The 16,582-nt window shown below is 41.8% G+C and carries 13 protein-coding genes; 3 read left to right on the top strand and 10 right to left on the bottom strand.

The genetic code is table 11. The features are described from left to right. Window positions 1–53: 53 nt before the first annotated feature. The 3 genes from ACM0OY_RS16745 to ACM0OY_RS16735 form a co-directional block, all read right to left on the bottom strand. The gene (locus ACM0OY_RS16745; protein ID WP_414569973.1) at window positions 54–2,009 is read right to left on the bottom strand and encodes a GMC family oxidoreductase; all 1,956 of its coding nucleotides are present in this window, start codon (window positions 2,007–2,009) and stop codon (window positions 54–56) included. A gap of 143 nt (window positions 2,010–2,152) precedes the next feature. After that, window positions 2,153–3,064, bottom strand: coding sequence for a hypothetical protein (locus ACM0OY_RS16740; protein WP_414569972.1), 912 nt, complete (start codon window positions 3,062–3,064; stop codon window positions 2,153–2,155). A 163-nt stretch (window positions 3,065–3,227) separates the two neighbouring features. After that, window positions 3,228–4,991, bottom strand: coding sequence for a peroxidase family protein (locus tag ACM0OY_RS16735; protein WP_414569971.1), 1,764 nt, complete (start codon window positions 4,989–4,991; stop codon window positions 3,228–3,230). A 135-nt stretch (window positions 4,992–5,126) separates the two neighbouring features. Here ACM0OY_RS16735 and ACM0OY_RS16730 point away from each other — a divergent pair, with 135 nt between their 5' ends. Continuing rightward, window positions 5,127–5,489 (top strand): hypothetical protein, encoded by a 363-nt coding sequence (locus tag ACM0OY_RS16730; protein WP_414569970.1) that lies wholly within the window; start codon window positions 5,127–5,129, stop codon window positions 5,487–5,489. Window positions 5,490–5,924: 435 nt separating this feature from the next. Here the strand turns inward: ACM0OY_RS16730 and radC are convergent, their stop codons facing one another. Next, window positions 5,925–6,656, bottom strand: coding sequence for a RadC family protein (radC, locus tag ACM0OY_RS16725; protein ID WP_414569969.1), 732 nt, complete (start codon window positions 6,654–6,656; stop codon window positions 5,925–5,927). A 266-nt stretch (window positions 6,657–6,922) separates the two neighbouring features. Between radC and ACM0OY_RS16720 the strand changes: the two genes are divergently transcribed. Further along, the gene (locus ACM0OY_RS16720; RefSeq protein ID WP_414569968.1) at window positions 6,923–7,495 is read left to right on the top strand and encodes a hypothetical protein; all 573 of its coding nucleotides are present in this window, start codon (window positions 6,923–6,925) and stop codon (window positions 7,493–7,495) included. Between the two features lie 511 nt (window positions 7,496–8,006). Here the strand turns inward: ACM0OY_RS16720 and ACM0OY_RS16715 are convergent. The 6 genes from ACM0OY_RS16715 to ACM0OY_RS16690 form a co-directional block, all read right to left on the bottom strand. After that, on the bottom strand, window positions 8,007–8,942 hold the full coding sequence (locus ACM0OY_RS16715) for a phosphoribulokinase (protein ID WP_414569967.1): 936 nt from the start codon (window positions 8,940–8,942) through the stop codon (window positions 8,007–8,009). Between the two features lie 205 nt (window positions 8,943–9,147). Continuing rightward, entirely contained in the window at window positions 9,148–9,663 is a 516-nt protein-coding gene (locus ACM0OY_RS16710; protein WP_414569966.1) for a CoA-binding protein, read from the bottom strand. 279 nt (window positions 9,664–9,942) lie between these two features. Continuing rightward, window positions 9,943–10,053, bottom strand: a complete 111-nt coding sequence (locus ACM0OY_RS16705) for a tetratricopeptide repeat protein (protein WP_414569965.1) — start codon at window positions 10,051–10,053, stop codon at window positions 9,943–9,945. Window positions 10,054–10,069: 16 nt separating this feature from the next. Next, entirely contained in the window at window positions 10,070–12,835 is a 2,766-nt protein-coding gene (locus ACM0OY_RS16700; protein WP_414569964.1) for a tetratricopeptide repeat-containing serine protease family protein, read from the bottom strand. 72 nt (window positions 12,836–12,907) lie between these two features. After that, window positions 12,908–13,426: a COP23 domain-containing protein gene (locus tag ACM0OY_RS16695; RefSeq protein ID WP_414569963.1), complete on the bottom strand. Its 519-nt coding sequence runs from the start codon at window positions 13,424–13,426 to the stop codon at window positions 12,908–12,910. A 127-nt stretch (window positions 13,427–13,553) separates the two neighbouring features. Continuing rightward, window positions 13,554–14,948: a protein kinase domain-containing protein gene (locus tag ACM0OY_RS16690; RefSeq protein ID WP_414569962.1), complete on the bottom strand. Its 1,395-nt coding sequence runs from the start codon at window positions 14,946–14,948 to the stop codon at window positions 13,554–13,556. Between the two features lie 343 nt (window positions 14,949–15,291). On the opposite strand from ACM0OY_RS16690, the gene eno reads away from it, so the two are divergent. Further along, the gene (gene eno, locus ACM0OY_RS16685) at window positions 15,292–16,581 is read left to right on the top strand and encodes a phosphopyruvate hydratase (RefSeq protein WP_414569961.1); all 1,290 of its coding nucleotides are present in this window, start codon (window positions 15,292–15,294) and stop codon (window positions 16,579–16,581) included. The last annotated feature ends 1 nt before the right edge of the window (window position 16,582 follow it).

Raw genomic sequence — 16,582 nt, 5'->3', positions numbered from 1 at the left:
TTCGACTGAGCGACTTGCCTTGAGCTAAGCCGAAAGGAGCCGATGTCTAAAATTTAAAAATTGGCTGAAGATGATTTATTTGCAGCGTGTTGCAGAATCACATCGCTGGCTTTTTCACTAATCATGTATATGGGCGTCACAATAAAGAATCCAGGAATAAAAGGAAACACAGATGCATCTACCACTCGTAAATTCTGTGTTCCATATACTCGGAAGTCGCTATCTAAAACTGCCATTGTGTCATCTTTGCGCCCAATTTTACAAGTACCACAAGCATGGTGTCCCCAAGCTTCATCTTTGATAAATTGCTTGATTTCATGTTGTTCATCTATACTCTTTCCTGGCAGCATTTCCGCTTTGGTGAACAACTGAGTACGTTCTGTTAAGCGTCTGACAAATTCTACTCCTTCGACAACAGATAATAAGTCTTGTTCGTTGACATCGTTACCTTCATCGAAGTATTTAAAATTAATTTCTGGAATATCTCTAGGGTCAGTTGTTCTCAGTGTTACTGAACCGGCTGTGTTGTTGGTATGAGCCTTGAGTACCGCCCAGGTAAACAGGTTTTTATACTTACCAATATCTTCAGAATATTTGAGAAAATAACCTTTGAAAAAAGCAGGTAATCCAAAAATAAATAAATCTGGTTCTGGTCTATCTCCATGCGATTTCTTGATAATTCCTAACACCGCTCCATTAGTTACATATACACCTGATTTGGAACGATTCCATTCTAATAAACAAGTATCACTAATTTTCTGTCCCGGTTCTGGTTCGGTAAATGTACAATTATCCAGGATGCTAAAGTTCTGATTCATTTCACTTACTACACCCACTTCGTAGCGATCCTGTAAATTCGTACCAACACCTGGAAGATCCACCCGCACTTTTATTCCTAAATTAGTTAATTCTTCTTTCGGACCAATTCCAGATAATTTGAGTATTTGGGGAGTATTGAAAGCACCTCCAGATAAAATAACTTCTCTTTTCACAAACACTGTGTGGCTATCTTGGGAGTTATTTTCTGTTTTATTGGCTTGAGGATCTGCACGATATATGTGTTTACCTTCAAGATACTCTACGCCGATCGCAGTGTTATTTTCATCAAATAAAACCTTGGTTACCAATGCATGAGTTTTCACAATCAATTTGTCGGGAAACTGGCGTTCGGTTTCGCGAATATATTCCCTTGTACCAGTGCGTTTGCCATCTTTAATAGCGAGTGGAACAGAAAAAACACCTTCACCACTAACTTTGGTAATTTTCCAGTCATTCGGGTCTAAAAGTGTGTCTAAGAACTCCAGAGGATCTTTTTGGCGGAGTTTGAGAAAAGCTAATATATTAGCCAAGAAACTCTTAAAAACTACCTTAATTACTTGGGGTAAACTTTTACCTTGTTCCCCTAAAGCTTGAATAGCAGATTTAACAATAACTTTTAAGAGTTGGCGATCGCGCACAACTAACTTAGGATCTGCTAAGTTGGTTGTTAGCCAGCCATCAAAGCCGTGGCGAGTCGGATTATCATTAAGATTAATGGGGCGATCGAGATAATTGCAGCGCTCTAGCCTTTCAAAATACTTCCGCATATTATCGCTGTTCCAGGAAGCATCTCCTGTAATTTCTGCAATTTTGTCCCAGTCACTATTGTGAGGATACACCGTAATCATCGCATTATGAGCAGTGCATCCTCCCAACGTCCCGGCTCGCGGATACAAAATACCCTTATGCTCTGGGCTAAACTTAGAATCACGCTGCTGCTGCTTCTCATCCGAGTAGTGTTTAACAAAAAAATCCCACCTCAGATCGTTATCTTCCGTCGCCCGCGCATGAAACGCTGGTACTGAGTAAGTGTACCGTTCCCTATCTTTGTCCTTTTCATCGCGTAACGGATCTCCACCTGCTTCTAATAGCAAAACTTTGTAGCCTGCTTTTGCTAAATTTGCAGCTACCGGGCCTCCTCCAGCACCCGAACCAACAACAATATAGTCGTACTCAGCTTCTTTATTCATAATTTTTGTTTATTCAAACGCGTAATTTTTCAACCAATAACTTGGATATTTTCAAGTTCTCTTTCTCTGCGTCTTTGCGTGAGAAAAAATTAATCAATAAAAAATTTTCCCATTATCTACAGATGCGATGAATCGCGTCTCTACTAGCGATTACGAAATCTTTGATGTCTAAAAAACAATTGACTATCACCATAAAATGATGATACAAATTCCGATGTGGTTTCAATGTGTCCTATAATCTTAGCTTTTTGACGATTATCATTCTTATCTGTAGCTTCTTCCTGACTAACGCCATAGACAGTATATACAGATGTTCCAGTTGGGATAGTAGCCAGGTCATTCCTAAAGTCATGTGGTGGACTTTCAGCAAACTTGATATTTGGATTAGGAACAAGAAATACTTGTGCAGGATAATAAGCTTTACTTTCTTTTTGCCCGTGCTGACCAATTTCTCCCAAATCCTCTAAATAGAGTTTGGTCGGATATTTGGTAACTCGGGTAAAGATCAAGTTGGTGACAATAGGTCCAAAACTCTTAGCTATGGGAACGATATTTGATAATTCATTTGCGAAGAAATTATAGTTTTTGTCTTGCCCCACTAAAGATACTAAAGCCGAGAAATTACCTGAAGGATTTTCATCCACAAACAACTTCAGTGCTAGACCTGGAGCAAATCCGCGATCGCTGGGATCTCCAGTTACAGATAAACGCAAAAGTCCGTAGTCTGCTCCCTTAAATAAACCAGAAAATGAAGTATTATTTGTGGAAATAAACTTGATTTTAGCTACACTTCCGTGAGCATGAATCGCTTTCTTCCAATTACTAGGAGCTTCGTCTAATTGACGATCCATCTTAGTTTTGAGAGCAGTAAAAAATAAACTAACAATATCAATTTTCCTCAACGGAGGAAGTTGATCATATTTCGACTTGAGAATTCTAGAATTCCACAAAAAATCTTGTTTTTGAGCAGCTTTCCAGGACTGATAATCATCAGGCAAAGAACCCAAATCTTGAGCATTATGCCAAAATTTCCGAATTTCTTCTAAATGTTGCATGATGTTTCTCTTATTGGGGACTGGGGGGATGAGGGAGCAGGGGAGGCAGGGGAGGCAGGGGAGATAGGGAGATAGGGAGATAGGGAGGTGTGGGGGGAAAGATTTCTTCCCCATCCTCCCACCCCTCCCACACTTCCTGCTTGCCCCATGCCCCATGCCCGATTTAACCGACCTTTCTCCAAGGTGCAAAGCCGTTGCTGACGCCGAAGAAAGCAGGTGCCAGTTCGGGATAATGACGGCGGAGGATTGTTAGGAAGGTGTTGTTGTCAATCCAATCCAATCCAAATTGAGTGTAAACTTCAGCTGTGTAATCTTTGGTAAAAAAGCGATCGCTTTTCAGTCTTCGAGATGCCATCAGAATAAATACACGAAAAGCAGTATCACTAAAACCAAAACCGTCTGGAAGATCCTCTGCAAATAGACCCACCATCAAATCTACGCTGTCAATGTCGTTGTTATAGACTTCGCGTAGTTCTTTAACCCATTGTTTATTACTTGTAATCTCTTCAAAAGAATTGACTTTACCCCGACCCAATAATTCACGAAAACGGTTATAGCGAGGAACGCCTCTTTCGCGATCGCGTAAAATATCAACAGCAGCCAAATCAAATGCTGGTGTGTCATCTCCTAACAGTTCTCCTGTCAACTGTCGCAAAAAGCGGGGATAATTATGCAATCTGACAGCACCAGGGTAAGAAGTTCCAAAAGAGTAAAACAAATCTTGCATGGAAATTTCTTTTAAAATCCCACGAGTATTTTTACCAGCTACTTCAGGAAATTCTTTTTTGTGTAATAATTTGCCATTACTAACTGCGTGGAACTCCAAGTCATCTGGAATTAAAGGATGCATCCGATATACAGATACGAATTCTTGGGTGAGGTAATAAGGAGCGGTATGGTGGTCAGTTGGTGAACCAACAATTCCACTCAACAATTCACTCTCACCAACGCGACCCCAGCGCTTTTTAAAATCTTCTCCGAGTAATCCCCACCAGTTGGAATTCAAAGCTATATCGGTCACAGGATGTGGCAGGATGGCAGGAGTCCATTCAACAGTATGAATTTTAGCTGTCAAAGCTGCGATAATCAGGCGAGCATGGTCGAAGAGTTGCTCGTCTGTCCACTCAGGATATATTTTTTTGAGGTGGTCGCAGACCGTATTATGTTCTTTGACAAATAAGGTGTGCAACATGCTTAGTCCTACCCACCAAGCACCAGCAAAGCCTACTTTGTCAATACCATTTTCTGGGTGAAATGGTAATAAACCGTCTTCACCAATCAGCATTTTGCCATCAACATGAGAGCGCAGTGCATCAATGGTTTCTTGATTACTACCATAAATTTGTGAAGCATCCCACCAGTGAGTCACTTCATTAATAAAACTGGGAGGCTTTTTAGTATCCCCGCTACGGGTTTTGTCTTCTAAAGTTTTGTTGATTGTTAGACGCCCGTGTTCTGGTAACCAGGGGTCATCTTGCTCTACAGGAATTTCAAATTTGTTATCGCGCTGGTTTCCACCATGACTGAACCAATCATGTGTTTGAAATTGAATCCATGAAGCAGCGAGTAAATTCAAGATTGTTGCAGGTTGAAATTCACCTCGTGCCAATAAGACTCGGCTGACAGTGCGGGGATTTGGGGTGAGTAGGTTTTTTTCATCAAATTTTGCATCTTGCAGTGGCACATTGCGCCCAAACCGAGTTCCAGCCATACCCATTTCTGGATGCTCAAGGTCATTGTAGCTGCCATCTGCGCTACGAACCTTCAAATGGCGACCATCAGCGCTTGGAACAGGCTTAGGCAGGTTGTCCTTATTCGGTAGTTGCGAAGTATCGTGGAGGTTCTCTTTTCGCAGCTTTCCACGGAATTGAACTAATTTTAAAAGTCCAAGGGGAGTCGGCAATTTATGCCACGGAATTCCAAACATGATTTTCATCTCCTGGCAAATTATTTAAAATCTCGTCAACCCTAGATACCAAGGCTATTTTGATGTTAAAAATTTCCTTGAATCTGCCTAGAACAAAATAACAAAATTACTGACATTGACCCATATTTTTAAGATTTGATTTATAAAGAAAATCTTAAGCTTTCATGTGCATTAAAGGAGTATGATGCACAGCCATTAATGGTGTGTTACCGCATCAAAATTTGTAAATTAGTCAATAAATTACACCTGAAATTGCGCCTCACACAACAGCAGCAATTAGCGGCAGAAGCCACTATTGACGCTGCTTTCCATAATGGGAATTTAATATTTACTTTACAAATGGCCTCTAAAATAGATGGTCGTGATAATCAATTCAGTGCAAAATTACAAGCAGCAGCCAAAACGTGCAGCCAGTATGCCAGTAAGTTAAATTTTCGGTCAATCCTGCTCCCGATTTACATCATCAAGACGATGATCCCCACTAATGTGGTTAATTGAATGATGCAATATAATTTTTATTTTATCAACTGAATTTTAGTAACTTAACATCTGAAGTTAAGAGATATTTAGTAAAGGTTTGTGAAGTCAAAAAAAAGTTATTTATTGAGCACTTTAAATCTTAAAAATAAATGGGCATTAGGAGTGTTGACTTAAGAGGTTGTTTGAAAAGTTTTGGGCAAATATATAGCCGTAGTCACACAGGTTAGGACATTTTGAAAGCATGGAAGCTAGGAATAGTAATACTTTTACCTCCTGCCTCCTGCCTCCTGCCTTCTGCCTTCTGCTATAATTCGCTACTACACAAGCAAAGTCCGCCTGCACGGACTAACGAAAAATCAAGGTTTTTAACCCACGAAGGTGGGTTTTGTCTGTGTAGCCGCGATTTCTAGTCGCCCAAGCGAGTAACTTATCTCCCCATTTCCCTATCTCTTCCTAATCTCCCTGCGGATGCTCATCCCACAAGGTTGTCAGTTCACGTAAACTTTGATGATTGCCATTACCCAGAATGAGATGATCTAGTAGGGGAATACCCAAAAACTGCGCCCCTGCTAATAACTGGCGCGTCAATTCTATATCTTCTTGGCTGGGTTCAACGTTACCAGAAGGGTGGTTGTGGGCAACTATTACCTGGGTTGCGCCTTGACGAATAACTTCCCGAAAAATTTCACGGGGAGAGGCTAGGGTTTCGGTTGCGGTGCCAATAGTAATTACTTGCGTACCTAGCAAACGATTCTTCACATCTAACAATAAGACTGCAAAACGTTCTTGTCTCTGCCACATCAAATCTTGACTGAGGGTAGCAGCAGCAGCAAGTGGACTATCAATTAGTGTCCCTTCGGAAGGTCTAAATTGAAAAGCACGTTTGCCCAATTCAATTGCAGCTAAGATACTTGTCGCTTTCGCTGGGCCAACACCGGGAATTAGCATCAATTCTGAGGGTGTAACTTCTCGCAGAACTGCCAAAGGATCGCGCTGATGTTTGCCCAATTCACTCAAAATATATTGTCCCAAACCCACAGCTGAGAGTTTCCCTGGCCCTTGACCAGTGCCTAGTAGAATTGCGATTAACTCAGCTGTGCCTAAAATTTTGGCACCATGCGTCATTAGCCGTTCACGCGGACGCTCATTTGTAGGTAGGTCAGCAATTCTAAGGCAATAGGTCACGTCGCTTTGCTCCGAATTCAAAATTCAAAATTCAAAATTAATCACTCCCATAAATCAATTTAGTTGCTCTGTATCCTTTGCGTTTTCGGTCATAGAAAACTCTGGGAATAGTCACCAAAGATGGAAGTATCTTTAGTTATCCCTTGTTTGTTTTCAAAATTATCTTTATTTGAAAAAATCTTTAATTTTGGGGAATTTCTACGGCTAATCTCATTTGCAACTTTCTCAGGGAATACTAAAAATATTATGATTTTGTGGCGATCGCTATGTTTGACGATCTATTCAATAATCTCAAAGGTTTTATTGATTCTAAAATTCAAGAAGTTGGTAACGAGCTGCAAAAGCGCTTTGGCATTCCCGAACCCGCAGAGCCGTTTGTGCTGATTCGTCGATTCACGACTGCTGATTCCACAATTACCAGGGGAGGCATTAGAACTGTAGGAGAAACCTGGGAAATTGAAGCTTATGACGATAATACTCAGCGGTTGATAAGCAGTGTCGATCCTTTGCGAAATGTCATCTTGTTTGAAGTTGCAGAACCCGATGTCCAAGAGTGTGTTTTTGCTTGTCAATTTAACGCGAAAGCTTTAAACACAGAAAAACCAATCAAAATAAGCTTAGGTTTACGTAAGCCTGGACAGTGGGGTGCAATGACAACAACTTCATGGTCTACAGGAATTTCACCAACTCAAGATTTTCAGCCTTACGAAGTGCGTGCCCATTTTAAAAAAGAAGCGGATGCTGCAAAAGTTCAAATTAGCGTGCAATTTGAGAGTAGTGGCATTCTTGAGATTAGAGACATTGAACTGCTGCAAGCCCCCGTTAAGCCACAATCATGAGCAATATTTCAATTTTAATGCTACAGGCTGCGCCTAATACGCAAACGTCAAGGCGGAAGCTGCTACAGCTTGCGCGGAACACGCAAACGTGAAAACGGAAGCTGCTACAGGGAAGGCGGAAGCTCTTACAGGGTGCGCGAAACACGGAAATGTCAAGGCGGAAGCTCTTACAGGGAAGGCGGAAGTTCTTACAGGGTGCGCGAAACACAGAAATGTCAAGGCGGAAGCTCTTACAGGGAAGGCGGAAAGTGCTACAAGGAAAGCGGAAACAGTTATCTTTAACTCGTTGTATTTTACGTCTGATGTGAATTATCCAAATCAACGAAATATCAAGAATTATCCGTCCTGTAGAGACGTTGCATTGCAACGTCTCTACAACGATAAATTAAGGATTTTAGCGTCTAATCCACATAATGCGTATTTTATAAATTAATACGGTTCAGTTAAAGGCTAATTGTACAAAATTGTGGGTTTACCAGACGCGATAAATCGCCGTCTCTACAATGTATTTTTATAAAAACATTTGCGTTGCTTTGAGCATGTGGTAGGTAATTATTAACTGGGTGAGAGCAAGGGGGTAACTTTGGAGTGTTTCCCCAGTTGTACCAGCAATTTTGCCAAGTTCTGGGTTGCTTTCGCGATCGCAAATGCTTCTTAAATGAGGCATATCAGAACAGATAATATGCTCTAATTTATTCACCTGTTCTAAGGTGGCATGACCATCAACTTCTAACACATCTACAGGTTTGCCCATATCCCTGTCTAGTCCCAGGCGGATAGCTGACTCGGAATTACCGCCAGAGTTAGTAATTGTGGTGAAATCTGGATGAGGAATTGTCGGACGCAGTACTAGGCGGACATTCAGGTGTCCGTTAGTTTCATCTTCTTCTTCGGTGGGTGGGTAGAAACTGATAACAATATCAGACCATTGCCGCTGGGGACGGATAAATTGTGCTGAGTCTGGTTCGCGCTTTTCTAGTTCCGCCAACACTTGTTCAGCACTGTAGCCCCGCTTTTGCGTGTCTCGTTTCACTTTCCACTTAGCGCGTATTTGTTCGGGAGGCGCAAGGTAAACTTTCACGTCGTAAGAATCGCGGGCGGCGCGGGTAGAATAACCGAGTAATCCCTCAATAATCACGAATTTATTCGGCTTGATATACTGCGGTGGCTCAAATGTGCCTGTTTTATGGCTGTAAACTGGCTTGAGAATCGGCTGTCCTGTGCGTAGTAGCGACAGGTGCTGCTGCATAATATCTAAGTGGTTGCAGTCAGGGTGGAGGGCGGTGATGCCAATTTCTGCACGTTGTTGGCGATCGTAACGGTGGTAATCATCTGTGCAAATGAGCGTGACATTTTCTGGGCCGAGTACCTGAGCGATTCCCCGCGTTAGTGTTGTTTTTCCAGCTGCGCTGTCGCCTACAATACCAAGAATTATTGGACGGCTCATGCTTCCTCCCACAATAAAAACTTGTTTAGTAATAAAATTTTTCCACAATAGTTTTCATTCTAGAAGGGTTTAGGCGAGTAACTCAACCAATGACTTGGTATGCAATATCTCTACACATAGAATCTCTCAATGCTGGTTGATTGCATAATAATTACAATCTACATTGCTTTTTGTGTTATCTCTACGCATAACGAAGGATGGAAAATTAGACATCGCTTGCTAAATCTACTTTTAACCGCAGATACTCAATTTTGATACACGCATCCATCACCACATTGAGTCCTGCATTTAAAGCTTTTTGTGCTGATGGTTGATGCCAAATGCCCAATTGTGCCCACACTGTTTTAACGTTAACGGCAATTGCTTCATCTACAATTTCTGGTAAGTATTCAGAACGACGAAATACGTTAACAATATCCACGGGTTCTGGTAACTGCTCAAGTGCAGCATAACTGGGCTTTCCGTCAATTTCTTTAACTAGCGGGTTGACTGCATAGACTGTGTAGCCCACTTGCCGTAAGAATTGGGCAATTTGATAGCTGGTGCGATGGCGTTTATCAGAGTGACCGACAACAGCAATAATTTTGGCTTGGGTCAACACGTGACGCAGGGCGTTATCATCTTCTTTCAGGTTTGGCATTATCTTATGGCAAAGTGCTGAGTTCTGAGTGATGAGTAATAAACTATGACGCTGATAAGCTGCTGCACATTTAAATTGCATAATTAGGGCGAACAAGATGCCATTGGTGTCAAGTTAACGTTAAAGCCCAGCCTGATAAGCATTTGAACATTTGTCGATGTACCACCTAGATTTTCGATCCCCCCTAACCCCCCTTTTTAAGAGGGGGGAACTAGAATCTTGTGCCCCCTTTTTAAGGGGGTTGGGGGATCTAAAACGAGGTAAAATTGCGTGTTTGAGCTTAAGTTGACACCAATGGCAAGATGCCCACCCCACAAGACTTTTACCAAATTTAGATATGCAAGCTAGATGTGGAACAGCTTAATCTTTAATTTCAGCCTGAGCTTGTCCCCGATTGTAGTAAGCTTCAACATCGTCAGGCTTGAGCCGAATTAATTCGCTAGAATCCGCGATCGCTCCTTTATAATCCAATACAGTTCAGTTAGCGCTAAAAACTCCTCCCACGAGTTTTAATAGCATCTACATTTCCTGGTTTTGAGTCTAGCAAGCGAGTAGCTGCCATCAGAATTTTTTTGCTTTCAGCATCTTCTGGTTTCAGACGAAGTGCTTCACTCAAATCTGCTACCGCCCCTTTGTAGTCTTGCTGTAGGAAACGGACTGATCCACGAGCTTTGAGAGCTGGAAAATTTTTAGGTTCGAGCCGAATTACTTCGCTAAAATCTGCTAAGGCCCCTTGGTAGTCTTTCTGTTGAAAGCGAACTCCTGCCCGTATTTGTATAGCCTCAATATCTTCAGGTTTCAGACTAAGTGCTTCATTCAAATCTGCAATTGCGTTTTTGTAGTCTTGCTGTATGAAATGGAGTGACCCACGAGCTTTGAGAGCTTCAAAATATTTCGGTTTGAGTCGAATTCCTTCGCTAAAATCTGCTAAAGCTCCTTGGTAGTCTTTCTGTTGAAAGCGAATTTCCCCACGATTTTTAAAATTGTTGGCATCTTCTGGATCAAGACGTACAGCTTCATTTAAATCAGCGATCGCTCCCTTTAAATCTCCCTGTTGAGCGCGGATCGAACCTCGAACCGAGTAGGCTGTGTCTTCTATATATTCTGGATTTAAGCGAATTGCTTCATTTAAATCAGCCAGCGCTCCTTTTAAATCTTGTACACCAAAACGCGCTGCGCCTCGAGTAAAGTACGCCCAAGAACTAGGATTCTTTTTGACAACTTGGTTTGATAGATCTAGTGCTTGTTGAAAACGCCCTGTTCCAAATAATATCAAGCTCCGAAACATCTGAACGCTAGTATCATCGGGGTCTAATTTTGCTACTTGGTCGAAGGATTCTAATGCTTGTGGGAATCGTTCTAAGCCAAGAAGTGTCAGCCCATGAAAACGCCAAGCAGAAGTAAATTTTGGTTCTATTTGTTTAGCACGATCGAAAGATTTCAGGGCTTCTTCGTATTGTTTACTAATCATCAGCACAAAGCCGCGTAAATACCAAGCTTGATAAAAGTTAGGCTCAAGTTCAATTGCTTTTTCAATACCTTTGATTGCTTCTTTTCTTTCTTCTTCTCCTATTGTTCCTTCTTGAGAGTTGCGCGCCATTTGCCAACCATAATTGAGCCAATCAATGGCGTCTGCATTATTTTTGGGTTTTTCTATTTTCAGTAAAGCTTCGAGAATTGAATTTGTTTCTTGTGTGGTCAGTGGTGGTGGTAAAGTATTCTCGACTCGCAACATAGGAGTCATGCCAACTGACTGGGCCCAACGCACAAAGCTACGGATGGGAACTCCCCAACTAAAACCCAATGTGATTAAACGAGGCTGACCTGTTTTGTCAGTAATTTTTTCCAGTTCTGCTGTTCCATGAATGCCAATGACTCGTCCGCGAGTATCTAATACTGGGCCGCCGCTCATTCCTTGCTCAGTCAAATTTGTATAAATTAATTCATATCCATAACTCAAAGATAAAGAGTTCTTGGCAACAATGGACGCAAATATTTTAGATGCTACGTTCCCTGTGGTTAGCTGGCGTTGTGTTTCTCCAGTTCCAGGTTTTAGCCCCAGCCAACCGGAAACAAAAATGAAGTTTTTATCTTTAACAATGTCGTAGTTTGCCAGAGTAGCGACGCGGTAATTTTGGTCGCTAGTAAACTGTAATATGGCTAAATCTGTGTCTGGGACGGTTTTCAGATTATTATCATTCACCCTGACTTGATGTTGTTTGCCATCAGGGGCGATGATTTCTAAAATGGTGCGATCGCATTTTTGAGATCCCCGAACAACGTGTTCTGCTGTGAGGACACTGTAGGTATTTCCCTGTTTGGCAACGATCGCTCCCGATCCGCTACACTCGCGTAAAGTTGGCACATCTATTCGCACCGTAATTTCTTGGGCGATGTTGTTAACTTCATTGGCGATGGGAGGAAGGCTTGGGGTAGAGGCTGCGTTAGCTGCGGGTAAGGTTTCTTTTGAAGTGTACTGAGGAGCTAACCGAGCAAATGTTTGGATGGGAATTCCCCAACTATAACGACTCATTAAATCTCGTAAAGCTTCGGTCGGTTGGGAACCATCTTCATAAACGTAAGGGTTACCCCAAAGCGGATAGGCATGGATACCATTGATACCAATTACTTGACCTCGACGATTCAGTATCGGGCCGCCGCTCATGCCCTTTTCAATTTCGTTGCTGTAGCCTAGCTGATATCCTTCCTTAAAAGCTCGGTCTGCTACTAGCAAAATTTGGCCTGCTTTGAAGACAAACCCCTGGGATTGGGACGGATTCCCCTCAAAGGGAAATCCAGCTGCATATATTGGTTCGTTAACTGCGATCGTTGATAAATTTCCCAGGGGGGCTAAGCTATAGTTTCCGGTAGCACGGAACTCCAATAAGGCCAGATCCTTGCCCTGAAAGTTTACTCCTTTAACCAAATTGCCTTGGTATATTTTCCCGTCTGCTGTTTGAATTTGAACGGGTTTGCCTGATTCTAAAACGTGTCGATTGGTGATAACCGTATAAGTTTGACCTTGTTTTTTAAGTAAAATCCCTGAGCCTCTGTTTTCGCCAGATAAAATCTTTACGGTTATCGTTCTAGCTAATTGTTTGAGTTGTTCTGGCGATCGCTCAGAATTTGACTGTTGAGCATAAACTCTTGGGGAAAAAATGCTCAGATAAACAGTTTGTATAGGCAACGTCAACACTATGCCCATCCAGGCAATCATAGCCAGTGAGCGCTGATACATTAATTTTTGTTTCATGTTGCTTTTACCGCTTGCAAATTTCTATACAAATATGCTTAACGAGCATTCTGCTACTTACTAAACTGAGTATTAGTTTTCCGCCTCTGGTGCTTTCTCACTTAGTAACATACTCATATCGATGTACACTTGAGAAGAAGCATCTTCAGATTGCAGAATCGGGCCGCGAGCGCGATAACCGATTTCTACAAGGTTTTGAAGTACTGAACTTGCGTCTTTATGAGATTTTAGTGTGAAGAGTAATTGACTACAAGGGCCACCGTATTGACTAGCCGCGCAGATCACAGCTTGATTGCCAGAAATACCAGAGGTCAAGTAGTTCAAAATACCTTTTTCATAGGCACTCTGGAATCTGGAAGATACTTCTTGGCAGCGTATTTTTGGAGTGTAGTTGCCTAAAGTTTTAACCCAGCGAATTATGGGAATCTTCTTATTGTTGTAGTTTTTGGCGTATGTCGTCCATACACCATCGCCACTTTTTTCACAAAAGTAAGTTTTAGCTTGAGCAAAACTGGGTGAACTGATGCTAGCAATACTACCCAGAATAATTGTACCTGCGGTCAGTACTTGCAAAAATAGCTGGGGTTTCATCGTTGGTAGTTCTCACTAAGAGATGAGGAAAGCATAGATACTATGTATTTACCACAAAACGACAACAATATTACATTGTAAAATAATGTAAAAATTTATTTGCGTATTTGCGTACAAAGACTCTAGGCTAATTAATTTGCAAAGAATCAATCATAGTTTGTGCTGTTTGTAAATATTTTGAATATTTAGCAACATCAGCCGTATAAGTAATGATATAAGCTTTGTTATGTTTGACCATCCAAACTTGCAAGCGTTGAATTTTGACTCCTTCCTCTTCAAGAGTGTAAATTACCTGATAAGCGGGTCGGTTTGTTAGTTGAGTTTTACCCTGTTCCAAAATTTTTATATTTGCATCTGACTGTTGGACTTCATCCAAATAAAAGTTAGTAAATTGCTCTAGTTCTCTACGATTTTCTGGTAAATCTTGAATAATTAAATTAACATTTTCCAAATAGCTATCTGCCTCAGCTTCTTTTGGAGAAATAAATTTCACCACATTTCCCGTAATGCGGTCTGGAGTTCCAGTTTTTTCCCAATTTGAAGGATATTTGATCGTAATACCATAAATAGCATTGTTATAAGCTTCAAAAGTATTATTACGCGGGATTAAGATAAACAAAAAGGCAATAAAAGTAGCTGTGCTAGCTATTAACAAACCAACAATAGCCTTCCGCAAAACTGATTTTTGCGGATGATTGGCTGTTGTCAATTGTTGCAGCGCTTGTAATACTTCTGTTGCCGATTGATATCTTTGGCGAAAGTCATATTTGACCATTTTGTCGATAATTTGCGCGAACTGATAGCTAATTTTTGCTTGGTCACGCCAGATGATTTCACCTGTAAGATGATCCCTGGGTAATTGCATCGGATTTAGATTAGTAAGAGCTTCGATCGCAATGATTCCAACTGCATAAACATCACTGCATAACCTGGGTTGACCTTGACTTTGTTCGCTGGGTATATAACCAGGTGTGCCAACTACAACTGTTGCCGTCATTTGCCCTTGACTGTTCATCCCTTGAGAACTGATTTGTTTGACTGCTCCAAAATCAATCAGAACAATTTTCCCATCCTGTTGACGCCGCATTAAATTTGAGGGCTTAATATCTCGGTGAATGACATGATGCTGATGGAGGAATTCTAACGGTTCTAAGATATCCTGCAACAGAGCAATTACCTTTTCTTCAGTCCATTGTTTATTGCGATTAATTTCACGGCTCAAGTCATATCCGTCAATAAATTCTTGAACTAAATAAAACTTTTGGTCTTCTTCAAAATGCGCCAACAAACGCGGAACCCGGTCGTGGTTACCTAAGCGGTTAAGTACTTTAGCTTCCGTCTCAAATAGCCGTCGCGCATGGGATAAAGTATTTATATCCGTTGCTTTAGGCGAAAAGTGCTTTACAACACACTGGTCTTTGTCAGGCAATTTCCTATCAATAGCTAGGTAAGTAGCACCAAAACCACCTTCTCCCAGTTTGCTGATAATTTCGTAGCGCCCATCCAGGATTTTGCCTATCATCAGATTTACCAGTATGTTCGATTCATCTGAAATTTTGACATGGAATATTATTTCTCTATAGTACAAATAATTGTAACTATTTATATATTTACTATACAGAAAGCAAATTTTCTATATAGTTGGTAGTGCCAAATTTTACTCAATTTTAACGATTGGCTGAGAAAATCCGGTAAATGAAAGTCAGTTGAACCGAAAATAGAAAATTCAAAATTCATTGACAAAATCTCTGGAAATATTCTTTAATCTCAGCCGACAAAGCTCCTTCAACGCCTATGCTAACGATTGGGTTAGGCCACTGGACTATGTGCGTAAGTAAAACAGTCGAACAAAGGACAAAGTATAAATGAGTAACATTCTAGATACTGCAATTGAAGCGATCGCAGCTCGTGAAGTTCTTGATTCACGGGGTAGACCGACAATTGAAGCCGAAGTGCATGTAGCCAACGGTGTCGTAGGACTGGCGCAAGTTCCCAGCGGTGCCTCCACTGGCTCTTTTGAAGCCCACGAACTGCGTGATGGCGATAAGAGCCGTTATGGCGGCAAAGGAGTCCTCAAGGCGGTACAAAACGTCAAAGAGGTGTTTGCCCCAAAATTACTTGACTTGGATGTCCTCAACCAAGAACTATTAGACCGTACAATGATTGCGATCGATGGTTCTGCTAACAAATCCAATTTGGGTGCAAATGCGATTTTGGCGGTTTCCCTGGCAGCAGCCAAAGCGGGTGCCGAATCTCTAGCAATTCCTCTTTATCGCTATTTAGGCGGGCCACTAGCAAATTTACTGCCGGTACCGTTGATGAATGTGATTAACGGTGGCGCACACGCAGCCAACAACGTTGATTTCCAAGAATTTATGATTGTTCCAGTTGGGGCGACTTCCTTCCGCGAAGCCCTGCGCTGGGGTGCCGAGGTGTTTGCTACCCTCAGCAAGGTATTAGACGAGAAAGGTTTGCTAACTGGTGTAGGTGATGAAGGCGGCTTTGCGCCTAACTTAGAGTCCAATCAAGTAGCTTTGGAATTGCTGGTTGCTGCGATTGAAAAAGCTGGGTACAAGCCAGGTGAGCAAGTAGCTTTAGCCTTGGATGTGGCGGCTAGCGAGTTTTACAAAAACGGTCAGTATGTTTACGATGGTAAACCTCATGCGCCTGCTGAGTTTATTGATTACCTGGGACAATTAGTAGACCAATATCCCATCGTCTCAATTGAAGATGGCTTACACGAAGAAGATTGGCAAAGTTGGCAATTGCTCACCCAGAAATTAGGTTCGCGGGTGCAATTGGTAGGAGATGACTTATTTGTCACTAATGCTACTCGCTTGCAAAGAGGTATCGAAGAAAAAGCTGGTAACGCCATTTTGATTAAACTCAATCAAATTGGTTCGCTGACTGAAACTTTAGAAACAATTGACTTGGCAACTCGCAACGGTTTCCGTTCAGTAATCAGCCATCGTTCCGGTGAAACTGAAGACACAACCATCGCCGATTTAGCCGTAGCCACCCGCGCCGGTCAAATCAAAACAGGTTCCCTCTGTCGCAGCGAACGCGTAGCAAAATATAATCGCTTGCTGCGAATTGAAGATGAACTAGGCGATCGCGCCGTGTATGCTGGTGCTGTAGGCTTAGGGCCGAAGTAGG

Origin of the sequence: Nostoc sp. CCY 9925 (assembly GCF_963920935.1) — a bacterium.
GTDB lineage: Bacteria > Cyanobacteriota > Cyanobacteriia > Cyanobacteriales > Nostocaceae > Nostoc.
Note: the sequence above shows the minus strand (reverse complement) of the source record. Positions and strands in the feature narration are given on the sequence as shown.

What these genes read in the sequence shown, in the direction of transcription:
- eno (WP_414569961.1), top strand. Translation starts at nt 15,292, where the DNA reads ATGAGTAACATTCTAGATACTGCAATTGAAGCGATCGCAGCTCGTGAA.
- ACM0OY_RS16700 (WP_414569964.1), bottom strand. Translation starts at nt 12,835, where the DNA reads ATGAAACAAAAATTAATGTATCAGCGCTCACTGGCTATGATTGCCTGG.
- ACM0OY_RS16695 (WP_414569963.1), bottom strand. Translation starts at nt 13,426, where the DNA reads ATGAAACCCCAGCTATTTTTGCAAGTACTGACCGCAGGTACAATTATT.
- ACM0OY_RS16720 (WP_414569968.1), top strand. Translation starts at nt 6,923, where the DNA reads ATGTTTGACGATCTATTCAATAATCTCAAAGGTTTTATTGATTCTAAA.
- ACM0OY_RS16745 (WP_414569973.1), bottom strand. Translation starts at nt 2,009, where the DNA reads ATGAATAAAGAAGCTGAGTACGACTATATTGTTGTTGGTTCGGGTGCT.
- ACM0OY_RS16735 (WP_414569971.1), bottom strand. Translation starts at nt 4,991, where the DNA reads ATGTTTGGAATTCCGTGGCATAAATTGCCGACTCCCCTTGGACTTTTA.
- ACM0OY_RS16690 (WP_414569962.1), bottom strand. Translation starts at nt 14,948, where the DNA reads ATGATAGGCAAAATCCTGGATGGGCGCTACGAAATTATCAGCAAACTG.
- ACM0OY_RS16740 (WP_414569972.1), bottom strand. Translation starts at nt 3,064, where the DNA reads ATGCAACATTTAGAAGAAATTCGGAAATTTTGGCATAATGCTCAAGAT.
- ACM0OY_RS16715 (WP_414569967.1), bottom strand. Translation starts at nt 8,942, where the DNA reads ATGAGCCGTCCAATAATTCTTGGTATTGTAGGCGACAGCGCAGCTGGA.
- ACM0OY_RS16710 (WP_414569966.1), bottom strand. Translation starts at nt 9,663, where the DNA reads ATGCAATTTAAATGTGCAGCAGCTTATCAGCGTCATAGTTTATTACTC.